At 69.5% G+C, this 17,153-nt stretch carries 15 protein-coding genes; 7 read left to right on the forward strand and 8 right to left on the reverse strand.

Going from position 1 to position 17,153, the window contains the following annotated elements; translation table 11 throughout:
- Positions 1 to 4 precede the first annotated feature (4 nt).
- Together ACN27F_RS21320 and ACN27F_RS21325 are read right to left on the reverse strand one after the other, a co-directional pair.
- Positions 5 to 2,200: a carbohydrate-binding module family 20 domain-containing protein gene (locus ACN27F_RS21320; RefSeq protein WP_421436106.1), complete on the reverse strand. Its 2,196-nt coding sequence runs from the start codon at positions 2,198 to 2,200 to the stop codon at positions 5 to 7.
- 229 nt (positions 2,201 to 2,429) lie between these two features.
- Positions 2,430 to 3,317: a LysR family transcriptional regulator gene (locus ACN27F_RS21325; protein WP_421436108.1), complete on the reverse strand. Its 888-nt coding sequence runs from the start codon at positions 3,315 to 3,317 to the stop codon at positions 2,430 to 2,432.
- Between the two features lie 121 nt (positions 3,318 to 3,438).
- Between ACN27F_RS21325 and ACN27F_RS21330 the strand changes: the two genes are divergently transcribed.
- The gene (locus ACN27F_RS21330) at positions 3,439 to 4,461 is read left to right on the forward strand and encodes a bile acid:sodium symporter family protein (protein WP_421436110.1); all 1,023 of its coding nucleotides are present in this window, start codon (positions 3,439 to 3,441) and stop codon (positions 4,459 to 4,461) included.
- Here ACN27F_RS21330 and ACN27F_RS21335 read toward each other — a convergent pair.
- The 3 genes from ACN27F_RS21335 to ACN27F_RS21345 all read right to left on the reverse strand — a co-directional run bounded on the left by ACN27F_RS21335 (position 4,424) and on the right by ACN27F_RS21345 (position 7,514).
- Positions 4,424 to 5,494 carry a hypothetical protein gene (locus ACN27F_RS21335; protein ID WP_421436112.1) on the reverse strand — a complete coding sequence of 357 codons (1,071 nt, stop codon included), beginning with the start codon at positions 5,492 to 5,494 and terminating at the stop codon, positions 4,424 to 4,426. The genes ACN27F_RS21330 and ACN27F_RS21335 overlap by 38 nt on opposite strands.
- Positions 5,495 to 5,510: 16 nt before the next feature.
- Positions 5,511 to 6,062, reverse strand: a complete 552-nt coding sequence (locus ACN27F_RS21340; RefSeq protein ID WP_421436114.1) for a hypothetical protein — start codon at positions 6,060 to 6,062, stop codon at positions 5,511 to 5,513.
- Between the two features lie 102 nt (positions 6,063 to 6,164).
- Complete coding sequence (locus ACN27F_RS21345) at positions 6,165 to 7,514, reverse strand: LCP family protein (protein WP_421436116.1); 1,350 nt, start codon at positions 7,512 to 7,514, stop codon at positions 6,165 to 6,167.
- A 277-nt stretch (positions 7,515 to 7,791) separates the two neighbouring features.
- On the opposite strand from ACN27F_RS21345, the gene ACN27F_RS21350 reads away from it, so the two are divergent.
- Complete coding sequence (locus ACN27F_RS21350) at positions 7,792 to 9,576, forward strand: asparagine synthetase B family protein (protein WP_421436119.1); 1,785 nt, start codon at positions 7,792 to 7,794, stop codon at positions 9,574 to 9,576.
- Between the two features lie 249 nt (positions 9,577 to 9,825).
- Positions 9,826 to 11,223, forward strand: a complete 1,398-nt coding sequence (nhaA, locus tag ACN27F_RS21355) for a Na+/H+ antiporter NhaA (protein ID WP_421436122.1) — start codon at positions 9,826 to 9,828, stop codon at positions 11,221 to 11,223.
- On the opposite strand, the gene ACN27F_RS21360 is transcribed toward nhaA, so the two are convergent.
- Complete coding sequence (locus ACN27F_RS21360) at positions 11,192 to 12,856, reverse strand: ABC-F family ATP-binding cassette domain-containing protein (RefSeq protein ID WP_421436125.1); 1,665 nt, start codon at positions 12,854 to 12,856, stop codon at positions 11,192 to 11,194. The genes nhaA and ACN27F_RS21360 overlap by 32 nt on opposite strands.
- A gap of 41 nt (positions 12,857 to 12,897) precedes the next feature.
- On the opposite strand from ACN27F_RS21360, the gene ACN27F_RS21365 reads away from it, so the two are divergent.
- The 3 genes from ACN27F_RS21365 to ACN27F_RS21375 all read left to right on the forward strand — a co-directional run bounded on the left by ACN27F_RS21365 (position 12,898) and on the right by ACN27F_RS21375 (position 14,405).
- Positions 12,898 to 13,650, forward strand: a complete 753-nt coding sequence (locus tag ACN27F_RS21365; protein WP_421436127.1) for an ROK family protein — start codon at positions 12,898 to 12,900, stop codon at positions 13,648 to 13,650.
- Positions 13,651 to 13,782: 132 nt separating this feature from the next.
- On the forward strand, positions 13,783 to 14,154 hold the full coding sequence (locus tag ACN27F_RS21370) for a tetratricopeptide repeat protein (RefSeq protein ID WP_421436130.1): 372 nt from the start codon (positions 13,783 to 13,785) through the stop codon (positions 14,152 to 14,154).
- Positions 14,151 to 14,405, forward strand: coding sequence for a Smr/MutS family protein (locus tag ACN27F_RS21375; RefSeq protein WP_421436132.1), 255 nt, complete (start codon positions 14,151 to 14,153; stop codon positions 14,403 to 14,405). The genes ACN27F_RS21370 and ACN27F_RS21375 overlap by 4 nt, the downstream gene beginning before the upstream one ends.
- On the opposite strand, the gene ACN27F_RS21380 is transcribed toward ACN27F_RS21375, so the two are convergent.
- Together ACN27F_RS21380 and ACN27F_RS21385 are read right to left on the reverse strand one after the other, a co-directional pair.
- Positions 14,383 to 15,087 carry a hypothetical protein gene (locus ACN27F_RS21380; RefSeq protein WP_421436134.1) on the reverse strand — a complete coding sequence of 235 codons (705 nt, stop codon included), beginning with the start codon at positions 15,085 to 15,087 and terminating at the stop codon, positions 14,383 to 14,385. The two genes, ACN27F_RS21375 and ACN27F_RS21380, sit on opposite strands and share 23 nt — an antisense overlap.
- Positions 15,084 to 15,848 (reverse strand): MerR family transcriptional regulator, encoded by a 765-nt coding sequence (locus ACN27F_RS21385; RefSeq protein ID WP_421436135.1) that lies wholly within the window; start codon positions 15,846 to 15,848, stop codon positions 15,084 to 15,086. The genes ACN27F_RS21380 and ACN27F_RS21385 overlap by 4 nt, the downstream gene beginning before the upstream one ends.
- A gap of 327 nt (positions 15,849 to 16,175) precedes the next feature.
- Here ACN27F_RS21385 and tcmP point away from each other — a divergent pair, with 327 nt between their 5' ends.
- Complete coding sequence (gene tcmP, locus ACN27F_RS21390) at positions 16,176 to 17,153, forward strand: three-Cys-motif partner protein TcmP (protein WP_421436138.1); 978 nt, start codon at positions 16,176 to 16,178, stop codon at positions 17,151 to 17,153.

Here is a 17,153-nt window from a genome sequence, read left to right on the forward strand (position 1 = left end):
GGCGTTACCACCAGCGGTCCTGAAGAGTGACCGCGGCGGTGGGCGTGTAGCTGCGGTTGCCGCCGGCCTCCCAGGTCACCGTGCCGTCCGGGGCCTTCTTGAGGAACTTGTACTCGAAGCGCTCGCCGACGGACAGCTCTATGGTGCCCTTCCAGATCGGGTAGTCGGTGGCGGACAGGGCGACCGCCCCGGCCGGATCCCACGAGCCCAGCGCCGGCACCGAGCCGACGACGAAGACGTTCTGGCCGTACCAGGTGGTCGCCTCGACGTGGAACGAAACGGCGACGTCGCCGGGTTGCCCGCCATCGCCGGAGCCGGGTTGACCCCAGGTCACGGCGAACGCTCCGCCGCCGGTGCCGGTGCGGTTCGCGCCGTTTTCCCACTCGACCGTGCCGCCCGCGTCGACCTTGACCAGTTTCCACTCGAACGACCCGCCGGCCGGTACGTCGACCGATCCGGTCCAAGCCGGGTAGCTGGCCGAGTCGGTGCCCAGCGACACCCCGGCCGCCGGGTCCCAGGAGCCGAGTTCGGGGCGTGAACCCACCACCCGTACCTCCTGGCCCGGGTTGGTCTGCACGGTCGCGGTGAAGGTGGTGTTGCCGGCCGGCGGTGGGTCGACCGGGCCGCACCCGGTCGGAGCGGCGCAGTCGGTCACCGCCTCGACGTGCAGTGCCAGCCCTCGGTTGGCCGGGATGGTGGCCGTGAAGCCACCGCCGGCGACAGTGATCACCCCGCCGGTGCACGCGTCGGTCGCCTGGTCGAAGGTGCCCTGGGCGACGTCGCAGTAGACACCGTCGGGCAGGCTCGTGCTGAAGCTGCGGCTCCAGGCACTGCCGGTGGCGTTGAACGCGGCGTATCCCCGGTCGCCCCGGGCGAAGCCGAGCCGGCCGCTGCCGTCGGTGACCACGCCGCTGATGCCGTTGCCGTCGGTGGCGTTGCGGAAACTCACCATCCCGGCGACCTGCTCGTCGCGATGCTCGCAGATCCATGCGGCACTGGCGCAGTCGGTGGGCAGTGTGGTGCCGTCCCCGGTGCTGGGCGGACCCTGCGCCACCACCGAGCCGAACGCGTAGCTGGACATCAGCTGTGGGGTGCCGTACGGGTGGGCGAGCATGAACGCGTCGGCCAGGTAGTAGCGGTCGCCGTCTTTGTAGGTCAAGGTCGGGGTGGCCCGCTGGGTGTCATGGTTGTCGATGAAGACGACCGCCTGGGCGCCGGTCAGGCCCCCGTGATCGGGCATGCCGGCCAGCGGGGCGATGTCACCGTCGCGGAAGGCCGCGGACACCGCCCGCTGGTAGTCGAAGTTGGTGACCCCGCCGTACGGCGCGTACGCCGTGTACGGGATGGTGCTGTCGCCGTACACCTCGTGGAACAGGTCGGGCTTGCCGCCGAACCCGGGCACGTCGTGCAGTCGGGAGATGATGTCCGCCAGGTGGGCCTCTTGGACGTGCTTGGCCGCATCGACGCGGAACCCGGCGACGCCGAGTTCGATCACCGAGTTCATGTACTTGGCGATCTTGCGGCGTACCTCGGGGTCGGCGGTGTTCAGGTCGGCCAGTTGCAGCAGTTCGCAGTTCTGCACCTCGGCCTTGTCGCCCCAGTTGGCGATCTCCCGATAGCAGGGGCCGAAGTCGGCGTACCCGTAGCTGTCGCCGGAACCGTCGTCGAACAGGTTGGGGTAGTCGTACTTGCCGTAGATCGTGCCGGCGCTGCCCGGGCCGCTGCCGGCCGAACCGGAGCCGCTCATGTGGTTGAGCACCATGTCGACGTAGATCTTGACGCCCTGGTCCCGGCAGCGCTGCACCATGTCGACGAAGTCGGCGCGGGTGCCGCGCCGGGTCTGGCCGATTCGGTACGACACCGGCTGGTAGTCCTGCCACCAGGGGTACGCCGCGCCCTCGGCGCTGGGCAGCACGACGTGTTCCTGGGGCGGGGAGACCTGCACCCCGCCCCAGCCGTGCGGGCCGAGGGTGGTCTCGCATTCGTCGGCGATGGACGCCCAACGCCACTGGAACAGGTGGACGATCGCGTCGCCGTTGCTGGTGACGGCGGTGACGTCGACGCCACCATCGTCGACGCCACCATCGACGGTGGTGGTGGTCGAGGTCGCCGCGGCCGGGACTGTCCCCGGCAGGGTGAGGGCGAGGAGGATGCCAACGGCGGCCGCCGACGTGGCAGCCAACGGTCTGCGTACGGTCATGCGTGCTCTCCAATGCTGGGCGGTTCCGGGGGACGGACCCGGAGCACTGAAATTCCTTGCAAAACCAGCAAGATGTTTCAGTATGGTGAGCCTAACAATCGAACGCCGGAATGTGAACACCGTGTTTCGGTGCTGGCTGGTGTCGTGACCACCTGCTGACCGCACGGCGTGCAGACGGCCAGACTCGGTATCTGAAAGTCGTTGCAGTGCTTGCGCCGACGTGATCCTGTCAACCTGCCGTACGCCGGACCGCAGTGGCAGTGGTGCCGTGGTGCCCAGCGGCCGCGATCGCGTCGCCGAGCGCGGCGACGAGACCGGCACCGGCGTCCGGCCGGGACAGCAGGATGAACTCGACCTCGCCCAGCGACGGCAGTCGCGCCGAACCGACCCGGCTCAGTCCGGCCGGGACGAGCTGGGCGGAGTGGGGTAGCAGCCCGAGCCCGGCCCGGGCGGCCGCGACCAGCCCACCGAGGCTGCCGCTGGTGCACGCGATCCGCCACGGCAGCCCGGCGCTGGACAGCGCGGCGAGCGCCTGAGCGCGGGAGATGCTTGGCGGCGGGTAGACCACCAGCGGGACCGGCTCGCCCGTCCCCTGCCACGGCGGCGGCTGCCCGGCCGCGCCGAGCCACACCAGGCGGTCGCGCCAGATCAGCCTGCCGCGCGACTGGCCGGCCAGTCGTTTGGCGAAGACCAGGTCGAGTGCTCGGGCGTCCAGCAGTTGATGCAGCGTTCCGCTCAATGCCACCGTCAGTTCCACGTCGACAAGCGGGTTGCGCCGCCGGAAGGTGTGCAGCACCTCGGGTAGGTGGGTGGCGATCAGATCTTCCGACACGCCCAGGCGTAGCTTGCCCCGGACCACGTCGGCCCGGAAATGCCGCCGGGCCCGGTCGTGTGCATCGAGAATGTCCCGGGCGAAGCTGACCATGGCTTCGCCGTCGACCGTCAGCTCCACGGTATGGGTGTCACGCAGCAGCAGCGGGCGGCCCACCGCCTCCTCCAGCCGGCGTACGTGCTGGCTCACCGTTGACTGCCGCAGATCGAGCCGTTCGGCGGCCCGGGTGAAACTCAGCGCCTGGCTGACCGCCAGAAAGCTGCGCAGGTGGGATGGCTCGTACACAGATCGATGCTATCGCAATACGTGATGACAGTGAGTGTGGCGATCGGCTTTCCCGCTCACCGGGTGACCACCCAGAATGACGTGACCGCCACCGCCCGACCTCGGACCGGAGCCCCTGCTGATGCGCTGGCCACGCTGGCTGATTCCCGACCCGTTCATCGTGCTGCTGCTCGGCACGGTGGCTCTGGCCGCTCTGCTGCCGGTACGGGACGGTGCCGCCTCGGTCGCCGGCGCCCTTGCCAGCGCTGGGATCGCGTTGCTGTTCTTCCTGCACGGCGCCCGGATCGCCCCGGCCGCGGCGCTGGCCGGTGCCCGACACTGGCGCCTGCACGCGGTGGTGCTCGGCACCACGTTCGGCCTGTTCCCGGTGCTCGGTCTCCTGGTCGGGTTGCTCAGTCCACAGCTGCTGGCCGCCGAGCTCTACCAGGGGGTGCTGTTCCTCTGCGTGGTGCCCTCGACCGTTCAGTCGTCGATCGCGTTCACCTCGATGGCGCGGGGCAACGTGCCGGCGGCCGTGTTCGGCGCGTCGTTTTCCAATCTCGCCGGCGTCGTGGCGACCCCGTTGTTGGCGGTGCTGCTGATGACGGACACCGGCGGGTTGCGGCTGACCGCCGGCTCGATCGGCGCGATCGTCGGCCAACTGCTGTTGCCGTTCGTCGCCGGGCAGTTGTCCCGGCGCTGGACCGCCGGCTGGCTCACCCGGCACAGGAAAGCGACCACACTGGTCGACCGGGGTTCGGTCCTGCTGGTGGTCTACACCGCGTTCAGCGCCGGAATCGTCGCCGGCGTCTGGCAGCAGATCTCAGCCGGCCAGCTGCTGCTGCTCGCGGCGGTGGTGGGCACGCTGTTGGCGGTCGTCATGGCGGTGCTGCTCGGCACCAGCCGGCTGCTCGGGTTCGGCCACGCCGACCGGGCGACGACGGTCTTCTGCGGCGCGAAGAAGAGCCTGGCCACCGGGCTACCGATGGCGGCTGTGCTGTTCGACCCGCAGCTGCTCGGGTTGGTCGTCCTGCCGCTGATGATCTTCCACCAGATTCAGCTGATCGTGTGCGCGGCGCTGGCCCGTTGGTGGTCGAACCGGCATCCCGATGACGACACCTACCGGGTCAGCGGCGGCCCGTCGACCGCTGGCGTCGGGCGGTGATGGCCAGCCCGCCGAGAACCAGCAACCCGACCGCGAGCGAGCCGCCGACCAGCGTCGGCGTGGTCAGCATCCCGGACAGCACCGAGGCGGGCACACCGGTCCGCCCGGGCTCGGGGAAGGTGAGCTTGCCGGTGGTGGTACGACTGACCAGGCCGCTGCGCAGCCGCACGGTCGCGGTCCACGGGCCGTCCGGCAGGTCGGCGGGCAGCTCGACCAGCACCGATCCGGTCTCGCCCGGCAGCAGCGTAGCGCCTTGGACCACCTCGAACGGTCCGGCCCGGCTGCCGGCCGGACCTTCGGACAGCTCCAGCTCCCCTTCCAGGTCGATCGCCCGGCCGCCGGTGTTGCGGACCGACACGGCCACCGACGGTACGCCGGCGTCGTCGCGGGCGGGTACCAGCTCGTTGATGACGAAGTCCGACCGGGGCTCGCCTCCCATGCCGACGTCCAGGTAGACCCGCACCCCGACCCGGTGGATCTGGTGCACGTTGCCGTCGGGGCTCGGTCGGGGGCCGGTCTCGTCGCCTGCGCGACCGCCGTGGGAGCCCTCGGTCTTGTCCGGGACCGGGTCCTGTGAACTGATCGCCGCCCAGACGACGGCGTACCGCTCGCCTTCGGCGGCGGTCGCCGGCACATCGATGGCCACCGACACCCGCGTTTGTCCGTCCGGCGGCAGTGCCAATCTCGGCTGGTCGATCGTGGTCCACGAGGTGAGCTCGTTGCTGGTGCCGGTGCCGCCGAAGCGGAACCTTCCCCGCTCGATCGTCGCCGCACCGGCGTAGACCCGGACCAGACGCGGCCGGTCCGAGTTGTTGACCACCAGGACCTGCCGCCGGATGCCGGTGCCGGGCGGCACGTGGTCAACGATGTACCGGTGCGCGCGCGGATCCGCCCGCCGCTGTACCGGTGCCTCCAGCAGTTGGATGCCGATCCCGCCGTCGGCGGCCGGCGACGTGGCGGTCTGCGCGGTGCCGCCGGTCTGCGCGGTCAGGCCCAGAGCGGCGGCACAGCACAGGACGACGGCGCGCCGCACCCACTGCCGGCGCTGGTCAGGCGAACGAATGGGTCACCGTCCCGGTGTAGGTGCCGGCGACGTTCGCCAGCGGGACGTTCACCTCCAAGGTGGGGTTCCAGCTGGCGGAGTTGTTCCCGGTACCGCCGGTGTGGGTGAACGCGGTGACCGGCGTCGTGGTGTCCAGCGGCTCCGCGTCGCCGGACGTCGGCTGTCCCGGGGTGAAGGTGCCGTTACCCGACGTCGCCGTGGCCGCGCCCGACCAGTAGTCGATGTTGCCCGGAGTCACGATCTCGCTGGCATCGCCGCCGTCGTCGGTAATGAAGTTGGTCGCCACCACCTCGGCGGTCCAGGAGGCGTCGGCCGCCGCCCGGGTGTCGTCGACGGTCACCGCTCCGAGTTGGCCGCTGATCGTCGTGCCGGCGTCTCCGTTGCCGAGATCGGCCGTCGCCGGCGCGGTGATGTCGAGGGTGCCGGCGTCCACGTCGAAGGTCGTCGTGGTGTCGGACTGGGCGGCGGCCGGTACGGCGGTCATCGCGACCGCGGCGGCCGCGACGCCGACAACGGCCATGATCTTACGGATGCGCACAGTTTTGCCTCTCTTGGATTGATGAAACCTCAGTGTGAGTTCTGTTGCGGTATGACCGGTGCGGAGTTCATCACCCAACCGCAACCGGCATCGTCGTGCAGGTCAGCGGACGACGCTGTCGAGCTGTTCGATTCCGTACCGCTCGCGGTACTGCTCCAGGGAGTCGTCGCGGATCGCGTTCCAGAAGTCGACCCCGCGCTCGGTGTCCAGCCACATCACCCACTGATCGCCGACGTAGCCGGTGTCCGCCACCGGAGCGGTCACGAACTGCACGTTGTTGCGGATGGTGTGCAGGTCGAAGGCGAGCTGCCGGAGTTTGTCGTTGGTCAGACCCTCGTCCACGGTCACCGTCCGGGTGACCGCCTCCAGCAGTGCTCCGAGCTGGCGAGGGCTGGTCAGGGTGTCCCGGTCGAGGGTCTCGGTCAGCAACGCGCGCAGGTAGTTCTGATGCCGGCGCATCCGGTCGAAGTCACCCTCGGGAAGTCCGTGCCGCTGGCGGACGTACTGCACGGCCTGCTCACCGTCGAGCCGTTGCGGCCCGCTCGGCCAGCTGGTGCGCTGGCCCGGGTTGGGCGTGCCGGCGGGAATGTCCACCGTCACACCGCCGACCGCGTCGGTCAGGTCCCGCAGGCCGGCGAGGTCGATCAGCGCGACGTGGTCGATCCGCAGGCCGGTGACGTTCTCTACGGTCTGTACGGCCAGGCTCGCCCCGCCGTAGGCGTACGCGGCGTTGATCTTGAAATTTTCGTGCCCAGGAATCGGCACCCACGAGTCACGCGGGATGGAGACCACGTACGCCCGCTTGCGGTCCGCGGTGATCCGGACGACCATCAGTGAATCGGTGCGCCCGTGCGGCGTGCTGCTGGAGTCCGCACCGGTGGCGCCCGGCGCCTGGCTGTCGACGCCGGCCAGCAGGATCGTCGAGCCTTGCGGCGTCGGCGACGGACGCTGCTCCGCCGGGATGGCGGCGAACGGGTCCGGGATCCGTTCGATCTCGCCCAGGTAGTAGTGACTGATGGCGGCCGCTCCGACTGCCGTGGCCAGTGCCGCCACCACCAGCCCGGCAATGCCGAACAGCGCGATGCGGCGTAGCCGGCGGCGTGGGCGGGGTGCCCCCCGCGACCGGCGGTGCTGTCCGCCAGCACCCGGTTCGCCGGGCGTCGCGGGATCGACGCCGGCGACGTCACCGCCGGCCGGTCCGGCTGGGAGTTCCTGGCCGGTGCTCCACCGCTCCTGGTCGGCACTCCACTGGCCGTGGGCCGGCCATGTTTCCTGGCTGGTCGGCCACTCCTGCCGATCCGGGCCGGACCAGCCCCGGTCCGCGTACTGGTAGTACGGGTCCTGGGAATGCTCCGGCAATCCTGTCGATTCGCGAGCGTGCCCGGTGGCCGTCTCTGCGGTCCAGCTCGGCTGTGTCGCGGATCGTTCCTGGTCGTCCGGTCGTCCGGTCATCGTCATCCACCTCATGACCTCGGTCGTTCTGCAGCCCAGCCTAACCAGACATTAGTAATCTATCCGGAGAATCACGTAAATAAGAGTTGCGTAGGGTGAAAACGGTAGGACGGCGTGCGGCCAGGCGCCTCGGCCGCTTAGCTGCACGATCCGCTCCGTGGAGCGGGAATCGGACGACCTGCAAGCGCGGCTCGAAGTCTGCAGATATTTTGGTGATATGTCAGCAATAGTCGGTATTATCGGTGCAAGTAGCTCCGATGTGGATTCCACAGGCCCGATGGCCGCTGCCTGCCTACCGCCCGGCATGGCGCACACCGAGCGGTACCAGGGCTCCGGGGCGACTCTGGCCGTCTGCCGCGACGGCAGCCCGGCAGCGGGCTGGCACCAGCGGGGCATCGACGGCGACACCGTGGCGGTCTGCACCACCGAGCAGCCGGACCTGCTCGGCCGCTACCGGCGCTACGGCGAGGAGATGGTCAACCACCTGCACGGCGCCTTCGCCCTGGCGGTGTGGGACGGTGCACGCGGAAAGCTGCTGCTGGCCCGGGACCGCACCGGTGAGCACACCGTCTACTGGCGGCTGGCCGGCGGTCGACTCAGCTTCGCCTCGCAACTGTGGGCGCTGCTCGCCGAACATCAGTGCACACCGGAGCTCGATCCGGTGGCGCTGCACCACTACCTGACCTACCGCTACGTGCCCGCGCCCTGGTCGATCGTCGCCGGTGTGGGAAAACTGGCCCCCGGGACGCTGCTCGTCTGGACCGGAGAACGCGCCACCACCCGTACGTACTGGCGACTCGACGTCCGTCGGCGGGAACCTGCGCCGAGCATCGGCCAGGCCGCCGAGGAACTACGCCAACGGCTCACCGAGGTGACCCGGACGCGGCTGGCCGCCGCCGGTCCGCCCCAGGTGCTGCTCTCCGGCGGACTCGGCTCGTCGCTGGTCGCCGCCGCGGTCGCGCAGGTGAGTACGGCCCCGGTACGGACCTGCACCATCGGATTCACCGATCCACGGCTCGATCAGCGGCAACCGGCCCGGGACGTCGCCCGGTACCTCGGCGCGGAGCACGCGGAACACACGGTCGCGGGCATCGACCCAGCCGTACTGGCGGACCTCGCCCGGTGTTTCGACGAACCGTTCAGCGATCCGGCGGCGATCCCGGCGTACCTGGTGGCCCGGCACGCCGGGATCCGGCTCGCCGATGGTTTCTGCGGGGCCGGCGGTGCCGTCGTGTACGGCGGCTACCCGCACCACCTCCTGCTCGGCTGGCTCAACCGTTGGCCGCAGCGGGCCACCGGGCTGCCCGTGCTGCACCGGATCGGCGCCGCGCTGGTCGGGCAGAGCACGTCGGGCACGCCGCTGCGCCGGATGGGCCGGTTGTTGGAGGTCGCCGGCTGTCCACCGCGGCGGCGCTACGCCCGGATCGTCGGCCAGTGCAGCGAGTCGCAGAAGGCCGCTCTCTACACCGATGACCTGTGCGAGGAACTCGCCGGCATGGACAGCAGCCGACTGGCCGACGAGGCGTACGCCGCCTCGACCGCCCGTGGCGACCTGGCCCGGATGATCGACGCCGACACGCGCGGCTACCTGCCCGGTGAGACGCTGACCCGGTTGCGTGCCACCGGCGTCGGCCACGGACTGCGGCTGAACTGCCCGCTGCTGGACCACCAGCTGCTCGATCGGGCGGCCGGGCTACCGGCCGGCTGGAAGGTGCCCTACCGGCGTCGGTCCTTGGCCCGCCAGTTGGCGGCCGGCTGGTTACCGGTGCGGACCGACTGGTCGGCGGCGCCTTCGGCGCGCCGGCCCCCGATCGCCGCCTGGCTGCGCCACGAACTGCGTGACCTCGCCTGGGACCTGCTCACCGACCGGACCTGCGCCGGCCGTGGGCTGTTCCGCCCGGCTGCCGTCCGCAAGCTGCTGGCCGAGCACCAGGCAGGAATCGACCACTCCGGTGAGATCTTCGCGCTCGTCCAACTTGAGCTCTGGCTACGGGCCGGCCCGAGGGAGCTGGCGCCCCGGCCGCCGACCAACGATCACGAGCTGGCCGCCATGGCACCCTGACCTGGCGAGACAGGGAAATCTCCGGCTGGCGGCAGAGACGTGGTCTTGGAACAATCGAGAGTGCGGCGTCGCGGCCGCCGGGTCGTCGCCCACGCACCGGTGCCGAGACGCAGACCACCCGGCCGTTGTCTGTGCAGACCTTAAGTGACGGTGGCGGAACGGATAGTGTGATCACTAACGGCGCGTCCGAACCCGCGGTCCGCGTCGGGTGCAGCGGTTACCCGGAGCTGCGGAAGGTGGAGTAGATATATGGCCGACCCGACCCCCACCAAGGCACCCGAGTCCCGCCGCGCCTTCCAGCTCTCCTCCTGGACCGAGGCCAAGTTCATCGGCGACGTGCTCCGTACGGAGACCGTCGGTGGCGGGTTGCTGCTCCTCGGCGCCGTCATCGCGCTGATCTGGGCGAACTCGCCATGGGGCGACGCCTACACGGCAGTGGGAGAGTTCGTGCCATGGTCGGGTGGCGAAGCCCTCCACCTCGATATCGACCTGTCGCACTGGGCCGCCGACGGGTTGCTGGCGATCTTCTTCTTCGTGGTCGGTCTGGAACTCAAGCGCGAGTTCGTCGCCGGTGAGCTGCGTAGCCCGCGCCGCGCCGCGCTGCCGGTGATCGCCGCGATCGGCGGCATGGCCATGCCGGCCCTCATCTACGTACTGATCAACCTCAACACCGGTGACAGCGCGTTGCGGGGTTGGGCGATTCCGACCGCCACCGACATCGCCTTCGCCCTGGCCGTGCTGGCGGTCATCGGCTCGCACCTGCCGCAGGGGCTACGGGCCTTCCTGCTCACCCTGGCCGTGGTCGACGACCTGCTCGCCATCACCATCATCGCCTTCTTCTACACCGAGCAGGTCAGCCTGCTGCCACTGCTCGGATCGCTGCTGCCGCTGCTGGCCTTCGGGCTGCTGCTGCGCGTTCGCAAGAACTGGTGGTGGCTGCTCATCCCGCTGGCCGCGCTCTGCTGGGGGCTGATGCACGCCTCCGGCGTACACGCCACCATCGCCGGTGTGCTGCTCGGCTTCATGGTCCCGGTGCTGGCCCGCCCAGGCGAGCAGCACGGCATGGCAGAACAGTACGAGCACCGCTGGCGGCCGGTGTCCGCAGGCTTCGCCGTACCGGTCTTCGCGTTCTTCGCCGCGGGCGTCTCGCTGCGCGACGGCGGCATCGGCGCGGTGCTGTCCGACCCGGTCGCGCTCGGTGTCATCGCCGGCCTGGTGCTGGGCAAGACCATCGGCATCCTCGGCGCCACCGCCCTGATGACCAAGTTCACCCGGGCGGATCTCGGCGGACTCAAGTGGATCGACCTGCTCGGGGTGTCCCTGCTGGCCGGCATCGGCTTCACCGTCTCGTTGCTCATCGGCGAGCTTGCGTTCGGTGCCGGCAGCGACCGGGACGCGCACGTCAAGGCCGCGGTGCTGATCGGGTCGCTCACCGCAGCCGTGTTCGCCGCGGTTATCCTCGTCCGGCGCAACAAGGTCTACCGGCGGATCTCCGCCGAGGAACGACGGGACCGCGACGGCGACGGCATCCCGGACATCTACCAGCCGGAACACCAGCTGGGCGGGGAACCGGACGGCAGCGCCCGGCCGGCCGGCACCTCGCCGGGTTCCGCGGCTAGCCCAGGGAGAGATCCCGCAGCGAGGTGACGGCGTCACCGCCGGGACGGCGGTCGAGCGTGAGCCGGCGGGTGAGCCGCACCGATTCCAGCATCCGGCGGTCGTGGGTGACCAGCAGCAAGGTGCCGGCGAAGGCGGCGAGCGCCGATTCCAGCTGCTCGATCGCGGGCAGGTCGAGATGGTTGGTCGGCTCGTCGAGCACCAGCAGGTTGACCCCTCGGGCCTGCAGCAGAGCGAGCGCGGCCCGGGTCCGCTCACCTGGGGACAGGGTCGCGGCGCGACGCAGTACGTGGTCGGACCGTAGCCCGAACTTGGCCAGCAGGGTGCGGGCCGGTGCCGGTTCGAGTCGCGCCGCCGCCCGGAACGCGTCCAGCACCGGTTCGTCGCGCAGGAACAGCTGGCGAGCCTGATCCACCTCGCCGACCACCACGCCCGGACCGAGCCACGACTCACCGGAGACCAGCGGCAGCCGGCCGAGCAGCGCGGCCAGCAGGGTCGACTTGCCGGAACCGTTCGGGCCGGTGATCGCGACCCGGTCCGCCCAGTCGATCTGCAGGTCGACCGGGCCGAGGCTGAACCCGCCACGGCGTACCACGGCTCGGCGCAGTGCCGCGACCACCGCACCGGCGCGCGGGGCGGCGGCGATCTCCATCCGCAGCTCCCACTCCTTGCGCGGCTCCTCGACCACCTCCAGCCGCTCGATCATCCGCTCGGTCTGCCGCGCCTTCGCCGCCTGCTTCTCCGCGGTCTCGGCCCGGAAGTTGGGGATGAACTTGTCGTTGTCGCTGGCCTTGCGTCGGGCGTTGCGGACCCCCTTGTCCATCCAGGCCCGCTGCGTCCGTGCCCGGTCCTGCAGCTGCGACCGGGTCTGTGCGTACTCCTCGTACGCCGCCCGGGCCTGCCGGCGGGTTACCTCCCGCTCCTGCAGGTACCCCGTGAACCCGCCGCCGTAGTGGTTGACCTGCTGCTGGGCCAGGTCCAGTTCGAGCACTGCGGTAACCGTACGGGTGAGAAACTCCCGGTCGTGGGAGACCAGCACCACGCCGGTACGCAGCCCGGTCACGAACCGCTCCAGCCGCTGCAATCCGGCCAGGTCCAGATCGTTGGTCGGCTCGTCGAGCAGCACCACGTCATAGCGGCTCAGCAGCAGCGAGGCCAGCTGTGCCCGGGCGGCCTGGCCACCGGAGAGCGCGGTCATCGGCTCGTCCAGCGCCACGGCCAGGCCGAGCTCGTCCGCCACCTGCCCGGCCCGCTCGTCCAGATCCGCGCCGCCCAGATCGAGCCAGCGTTCCAGCGCGGTGGCGTAGGCGTCGTCGCTGCCGGGCCGGCCCTCGGCCAGCGCCCGCGCCGCCGTGTCCATCGCCCGCTGGGCGGCGGCCACCCCGGTGCGCCGGGACAGGAAATCGCGTATGGACTCGCCCGCCCGCCGTTGCGGCTCCTGCGGCAGCAGGCCGACGGTGGCGGTGGGCGGGTTGCGGGTGACCGTCCCGTCCTGGGGCGTCGCACCCCCGGCCAGCAGCCGCAGCAGAGTGGACTTGCCGGCACCGTTCGCGCCCACCAGGCCGATCACGTCCCCGGGCGCCACGATCAGGTCGAGGTCGGCGAAGAGTTGCCGGTCACCATGCCCGGCGGACAGGCCCTTGGCGATCAGTGTTGCGCTCATGGCACGGTCGATCGTAGTCGCCGGCCGGCACACTGTGCCTCATGATTTCCACGCTGGCGATCGACTGCGGTGGCGGTGGCATCAAGGCATCCGTGCTCGACGAGGCGGGCACCATGCGGGCCCGCCCGGTACGGGTGCCGACGCCGTATCCGCTGTCACCGACGCTGTTCGTCGACACCCTGCGCGAACTGGGTGAACAGCTGCCCCGGGCACAGCGGGTGACCGTCGGCATGCCGGGCATGATCCGGCACGGCGTGGTGGTGGCCACCCCGCACTACATCACCCGGGCCGGACCCCGCACCAAGATCGACCCGGGTCTGCGTACGGAATGGTTCGGTTTCGACGCGCGTGCCGCCCTCACCAAGGCGTTCGACCTGCCGGTGCTGGTGCTCAACGACGCCGAGGTGCACGGTGCCGGCGTGGTCGCCGGCACCGGCTGCGAGCTGGTCCTCACCCTCGGCACCGGGCTGGGATGCGCCTTGTTCGACGGTGGCCTGCTCGCTCCGCACCTGGAGTTGTCCCAGGCGCCGGTGCGCTGGGGACAGAGCTACGACACCTACATCGGCGAGCACGAACGCCGCCGGCTCGGCGACGCGTTCTGGTCCCGGCGGGTACGCGGCGTGGTCGATGCCCTGCGTCCGGTCTTCTGCTGGGACCGGCTCTATCTCGGCGGCGGCAACGCCCGGCTGATCCGCTCCGAGCAGCTGGCCCGGATGGGTGACGACGTGGTGGTGGTGCCGAACACCGCCGGCATCGTCGGCGGGGTCCGGGCCTGGTCGCTGACCCGGCCGTGACAGTGCATGGCGGATTGTCCGGAAGCTGGTTGGTGACGGGCGGATGTCCGGAGCGGGAACAGTCGCATTCCGTCGACAGTTGTGCCAGCGTCAGGTGTGTCGGGGTGATCGCGACCAGGAAGGTGGACGGCCATGGACCTGCTGGAGGAGTACCGCCGCGCGAACATGTTCTTCGAATCCGGCGACCCGACCGGGGCGGCCCGGCTGCTGGAGCCGATCATCGCCGCCGAGCCCGACAACTCGGCGGTGCGCCAGCTGCTGGCCCGCTCGTACTTCAAGTCGGCGCAGCTCGGCCGGGCCGAGGAGCAGTTGCGGGAGTTGATCGACCGCGACCCGAGCGACCACTACGCGCACCACGTGCTGGGCCGTACCCTGGAACGGCTCGGCCGGCCGTCGCAGGCGCTGCGGCACCTGCGACTCGCCGCCGCCATGCGCTCCGAGCACTCGGATTACCTGGCCGCGCTGCGGCGGGTGGAGGCGAAGGTCAACGGAAGGATGTCGTGAAGCTCAAACTGGACCTGCACGACATCTACAACCGTGGCCACGACATCGACCGGGCGTTACGCGGGATCATCGACGAGGCGGTTGCCAAGAAGGCCACCCTCGTCGAGATCATCCCCGGCAAGGGCTCCGGACAGCTGAAGAAGCGGGTGCTGCGGTTCCTCGACCAGAAGGAGATCAAGCAGCTCTACCACCGGGTGGAGAAGGACTCGAAGAACTTCGGCCGGCTGTTCATCCACTTCCGCTGGAAGTGACGGCTGCTCCGCTGGAGGTGGCTGCTGCCAGGGCGGCCGCCGGATCGTCGGCGAAAAACCGGATCGTCCGGACGTATGCGACGCGGCCCAGCGGGCGGACCACCCGCAGCGGCTCGGTCAGCTCGACCACCAGGTTCGTCTGCGCGATCGCCGACACGATCAGCACGTCACCGTCGACCCGGATGGTGCCCTGCTCGTTGTAGTTGCGCACCAGGCGGACCTCGGTGACCAGCCGGCGGGGCACCCGGACGTCCAGGAACGCGGCGGACCGGATTCGGATCCCGTCGGGCCCGATCACGTGCGGTCGGGTCACGGTCGCGGCGATCACGGCCAGTGCGATCAGTACGCCGTACGCGTCGATCAGCAGAATCGCGTGCCGCAGCGGGGCCGGCGCACCGACCGCCCGCAGCAGGATCTCCACCGCGACCAGTTCAACGACCGACACCACCAGGAACATCACCATCGTCGAGGCCACCGCCCCGGCGTAGGGCACCGCCGTCGCCGACTCCGGTACGCCGTGGCGGCGACGGCGTACCCACAGCCAGAGGCTGACCAGACCGGCCGCTTCGAAACCGACCAGCCGGCGCGGCACCACCCCGAGCCGGCGCAGGGCGCCGACCTGCTCCACCGGCGTCCCGCCGCCGTTGCGTCGCGCCGCCGCGCGGTCCGGCCGCGCCGTCATCGCCGCCCCCGCAGCCGGGCGAACAGCAGCCGGAACACCTCGGCCTGGGCGGGGGACAGCTCGCCGGTGACAGCGGCCAGCCACTGGGTGGTCTGCGCGTCGCCCGCGTTCGTGACGATCGCCTCGGTCATCTCGGTCGGCAGGAACCCCTCCAGGTCGGCGGCGAGCGACGCCACCCGTACGTCGGCCGGGTCGGCATCGGCGATCTCGTCGAGCCGTCGGTAGAACTCCTGCGTGCGGGTTAGCATTGCCGGCTCGGTCAACGGCCGGAACAACCCGCTGAACTCACCCCGCTGCTCCGGCGCGACGCCGGTGTCGAGCAGTGCCAGCATCTCGCGGTCCATGGCGGCGAACGCGGAGCCGTCGGTCGGCAGCTGCCGCAGCACCGCCGCCATCTCCTCGGACACCGTGGCGTCGGCGTCCAGCTCGTCGACGGACTCGTCGGCGGCCAGCAGCTCGGCCAGCCGTCGCCGCTGCTCGGCGATCGCCGCCTGCTGGCGGGCCAGGTCGGCGTCCAGCTCGGTGAGCACCTCGCGCAGCTCCCGCCCCCGGTCGTCGGCGAGCACGTCGCGGATCTCGTCGAGCGAGAGCCCCAGCTCGCTCAGCCGGCGTACCCGGGCCAGGGCGACCGCGTCCCGCAGCCGGTACTCCCGGTAGCCGTTGGACAGCCGGTCCGGTTCGGGCAGCAACCCGAGATGGTGGTAGTGGCGCACGGTCCGGGTGGAGACCCCGACCAGCGCGGCAAGCTCGCCGATCCGCATGCCACCAGTAGAAACGTTGCCGCTACGACAAGGTCAAACACGGTGTGTGGCCCCGACCGCCGTCACCCGGCTTGAACCGGCCTATATTTGATCTCTTCTGGATTCCGTCGTGGATGCCATATGTAAAGATCATGATTGTGTGATCTTGCTAAGTGCCAGTTCGTGAGGCGCTGATGTCTGTGATTCGATAAAATGATCTTGCTGTCCTGGCTCGGTCTTGTGGATCGAATGGTCGACGACTTCGTGTCCACCTCTTTACGGCGAGTCCATGTGAGTCTTACTCTTCAGTGTGCGGGCGGTTACCCTTCGTTGTGCAAGGAGTCGTGGATGGCGGCCAAGAAGTGGGGCTGGTGGACAAGGCACAAGCTGCAGATCTTGGAAGACTACCTGTCTAGCTTCGCAATCGCCTCGAAAAACGTCGATGAGAGGATCTACCTAGACTTATTCGCTGGATGGCCGGAGAATGCCGCCCGCGAGACCGACGAATATATCTTAGGGTCGGCAAGGCGTGCTTTATCGGTTGATCCTCCTTTCACGCGAATATGCCTGTTTGAGCTTGACGAGAAGGCTCGGCGTCTGGAAAGAGCGGTCCGGTCCGTGTATCCGGACCGGGCGGGAATCAAGGTGTACGACAGAGACTGCAATGTTACGGTCTCAATGGCTCTCAAGGAGCTCCGCCCGGTTGCCTGGGCTCCAACCTTTGCCTTCGTTGACCAGTTTGATTCGGAAGTCAAGTGGTCGACGTTGGAGCAGATTGCGCGATTTCGGCAAGCTAAGACTAAAGCTGAAATGTGGATCTTGTTCGCTACTGGGATGTACCCGCGCGGTCTGAACATACATGGTCGGGACATGAATGCGCAGTACGGTGATACCCTGTCCGAGATGCTGGGTAGCGAGGAGTGGGTGCCAATCGCGCAGGCTCGGCGTGACGGACGCTTGAACCCAGCCCAGGCGCGAGAAGAGTGGGTCAACTTGGTTCGGTGGCGTCTGGAGCGTGTGCTGGGTTACCGCAAGTCCTACGGCTTCACGATGAAGAACACCGGTGGTCAGGATATATACGACATGATCTTTGTAACCGATCATGATGCCGGGGACCGCATCATGCGACACCTATATGGTAAAGCGATGAGTGAACATCAGGCAATGCGCCAGCATGCCCTCGCGCTACGCCGCGACAAGCGTGCGAAGGACCAAGGAAAAGCGGGTCTATTCGATATTGCTCCGGATATGGTGACAGCTGGGGGGACGGATGATAAGCAGGTCTACGATCCGGAGCCGCCACGTCCTCCTTACGGTTCTCGCTGA

It is taken from the genome of Solwaraspora sp. WMMB335, assembly GCF_049179075.1.
Classification (GTDB): Bacteria; Actinomycetota; Actinomycetes; order Mycobacteriales; family Micromonosporaceae; genus Micromonospora_E.

What these genes read in the sequence shown, in the direction of transcription:
- ACN27F_RS21320 (WP_421436106.1), bottom strand. Translation starts at nt 2,200, where the DNA reads ATGACCGTACGCAGACCGTTGGCTGCCACGTCGGCGGCCGCCGTTGGC.
- ACN27F_RS21330 (WP_421436110.1), top strand. Translation starts at nt 3,439, where the DNA reads ATGCGCTGGCCACGCTGGCTGATTCCCGACCCGTTCATCGTGCTGCTG.
- ACN27F_RS21345 (WP_421436116.1), bottom strand. Translation starts at nt 7,514, where the DNA reads ATGACCGGACGACCGGACGACCAGGAACGATCCGCGACACAGCCGAGC.
- ACN27F_RS21350 (WP_421436119.1), top strand. Translation starts at nt 7,792, where the DNA reads ATGGCCGCTGCCTGCCTACCGCCCGGCATGGCGCACACCGAGCGGTAC.
- nhaA (WP_421436122.1), top strand. Translation starts at nt 9,826, where the DNA reads ATGGCCGACCCGACCCCCACCAAGGCACCCGAGTCCCGCCGCGCCTTC.
- ACN27F_RS21360 (WP_421436125.1), bottom strand. Translation starts at nt 12,856, where the DNA reads ATGAGCGCAACACTGATCGCCAAGGGCCTGTCCGCCGGGCATGGTGAC.
- ACN27F_RS21365 (WP_421436127.1), top strand. Translation starts at nt 12,898, where the DNA reads ATGATTTCCACGCTGGCGATCGACTGCGGTGGCGGTGGCATCAAGGCA.
- ACN27F_RS21370 (WP_421436130.1), top strand. Translation starts at nt 13,783, where the DNA reads ATGGACCTGCTGGAGGAGTACCGCCGCGCGAACATGTTCTTCGAATCC.
- ACN27F_RS21380 (WP_421436134.1), bottom strand. Translation starts at nt 15,087, where the DNA reads ATGACGGCGCGGCCGGACCGCGCGGCGGCGCGACGCAACGGCGGCGGG.
- ACN27F_RS21385 (WP_421436135.1), bottom strand. Translation starts at nt 15,848, where the DNA reads ATGCGGATCGGCGAGCTTGCCGCGCTGGTCGGGGTCTCCACCCGGACC.
- tcmP (WP_421436138.1), top strand. Translation starts at nt 16,176, where the DNA reads ATGGCGGCCAAGAAGTGGGGCTGGTGGACAAGGCACAAGCTGCAGATC.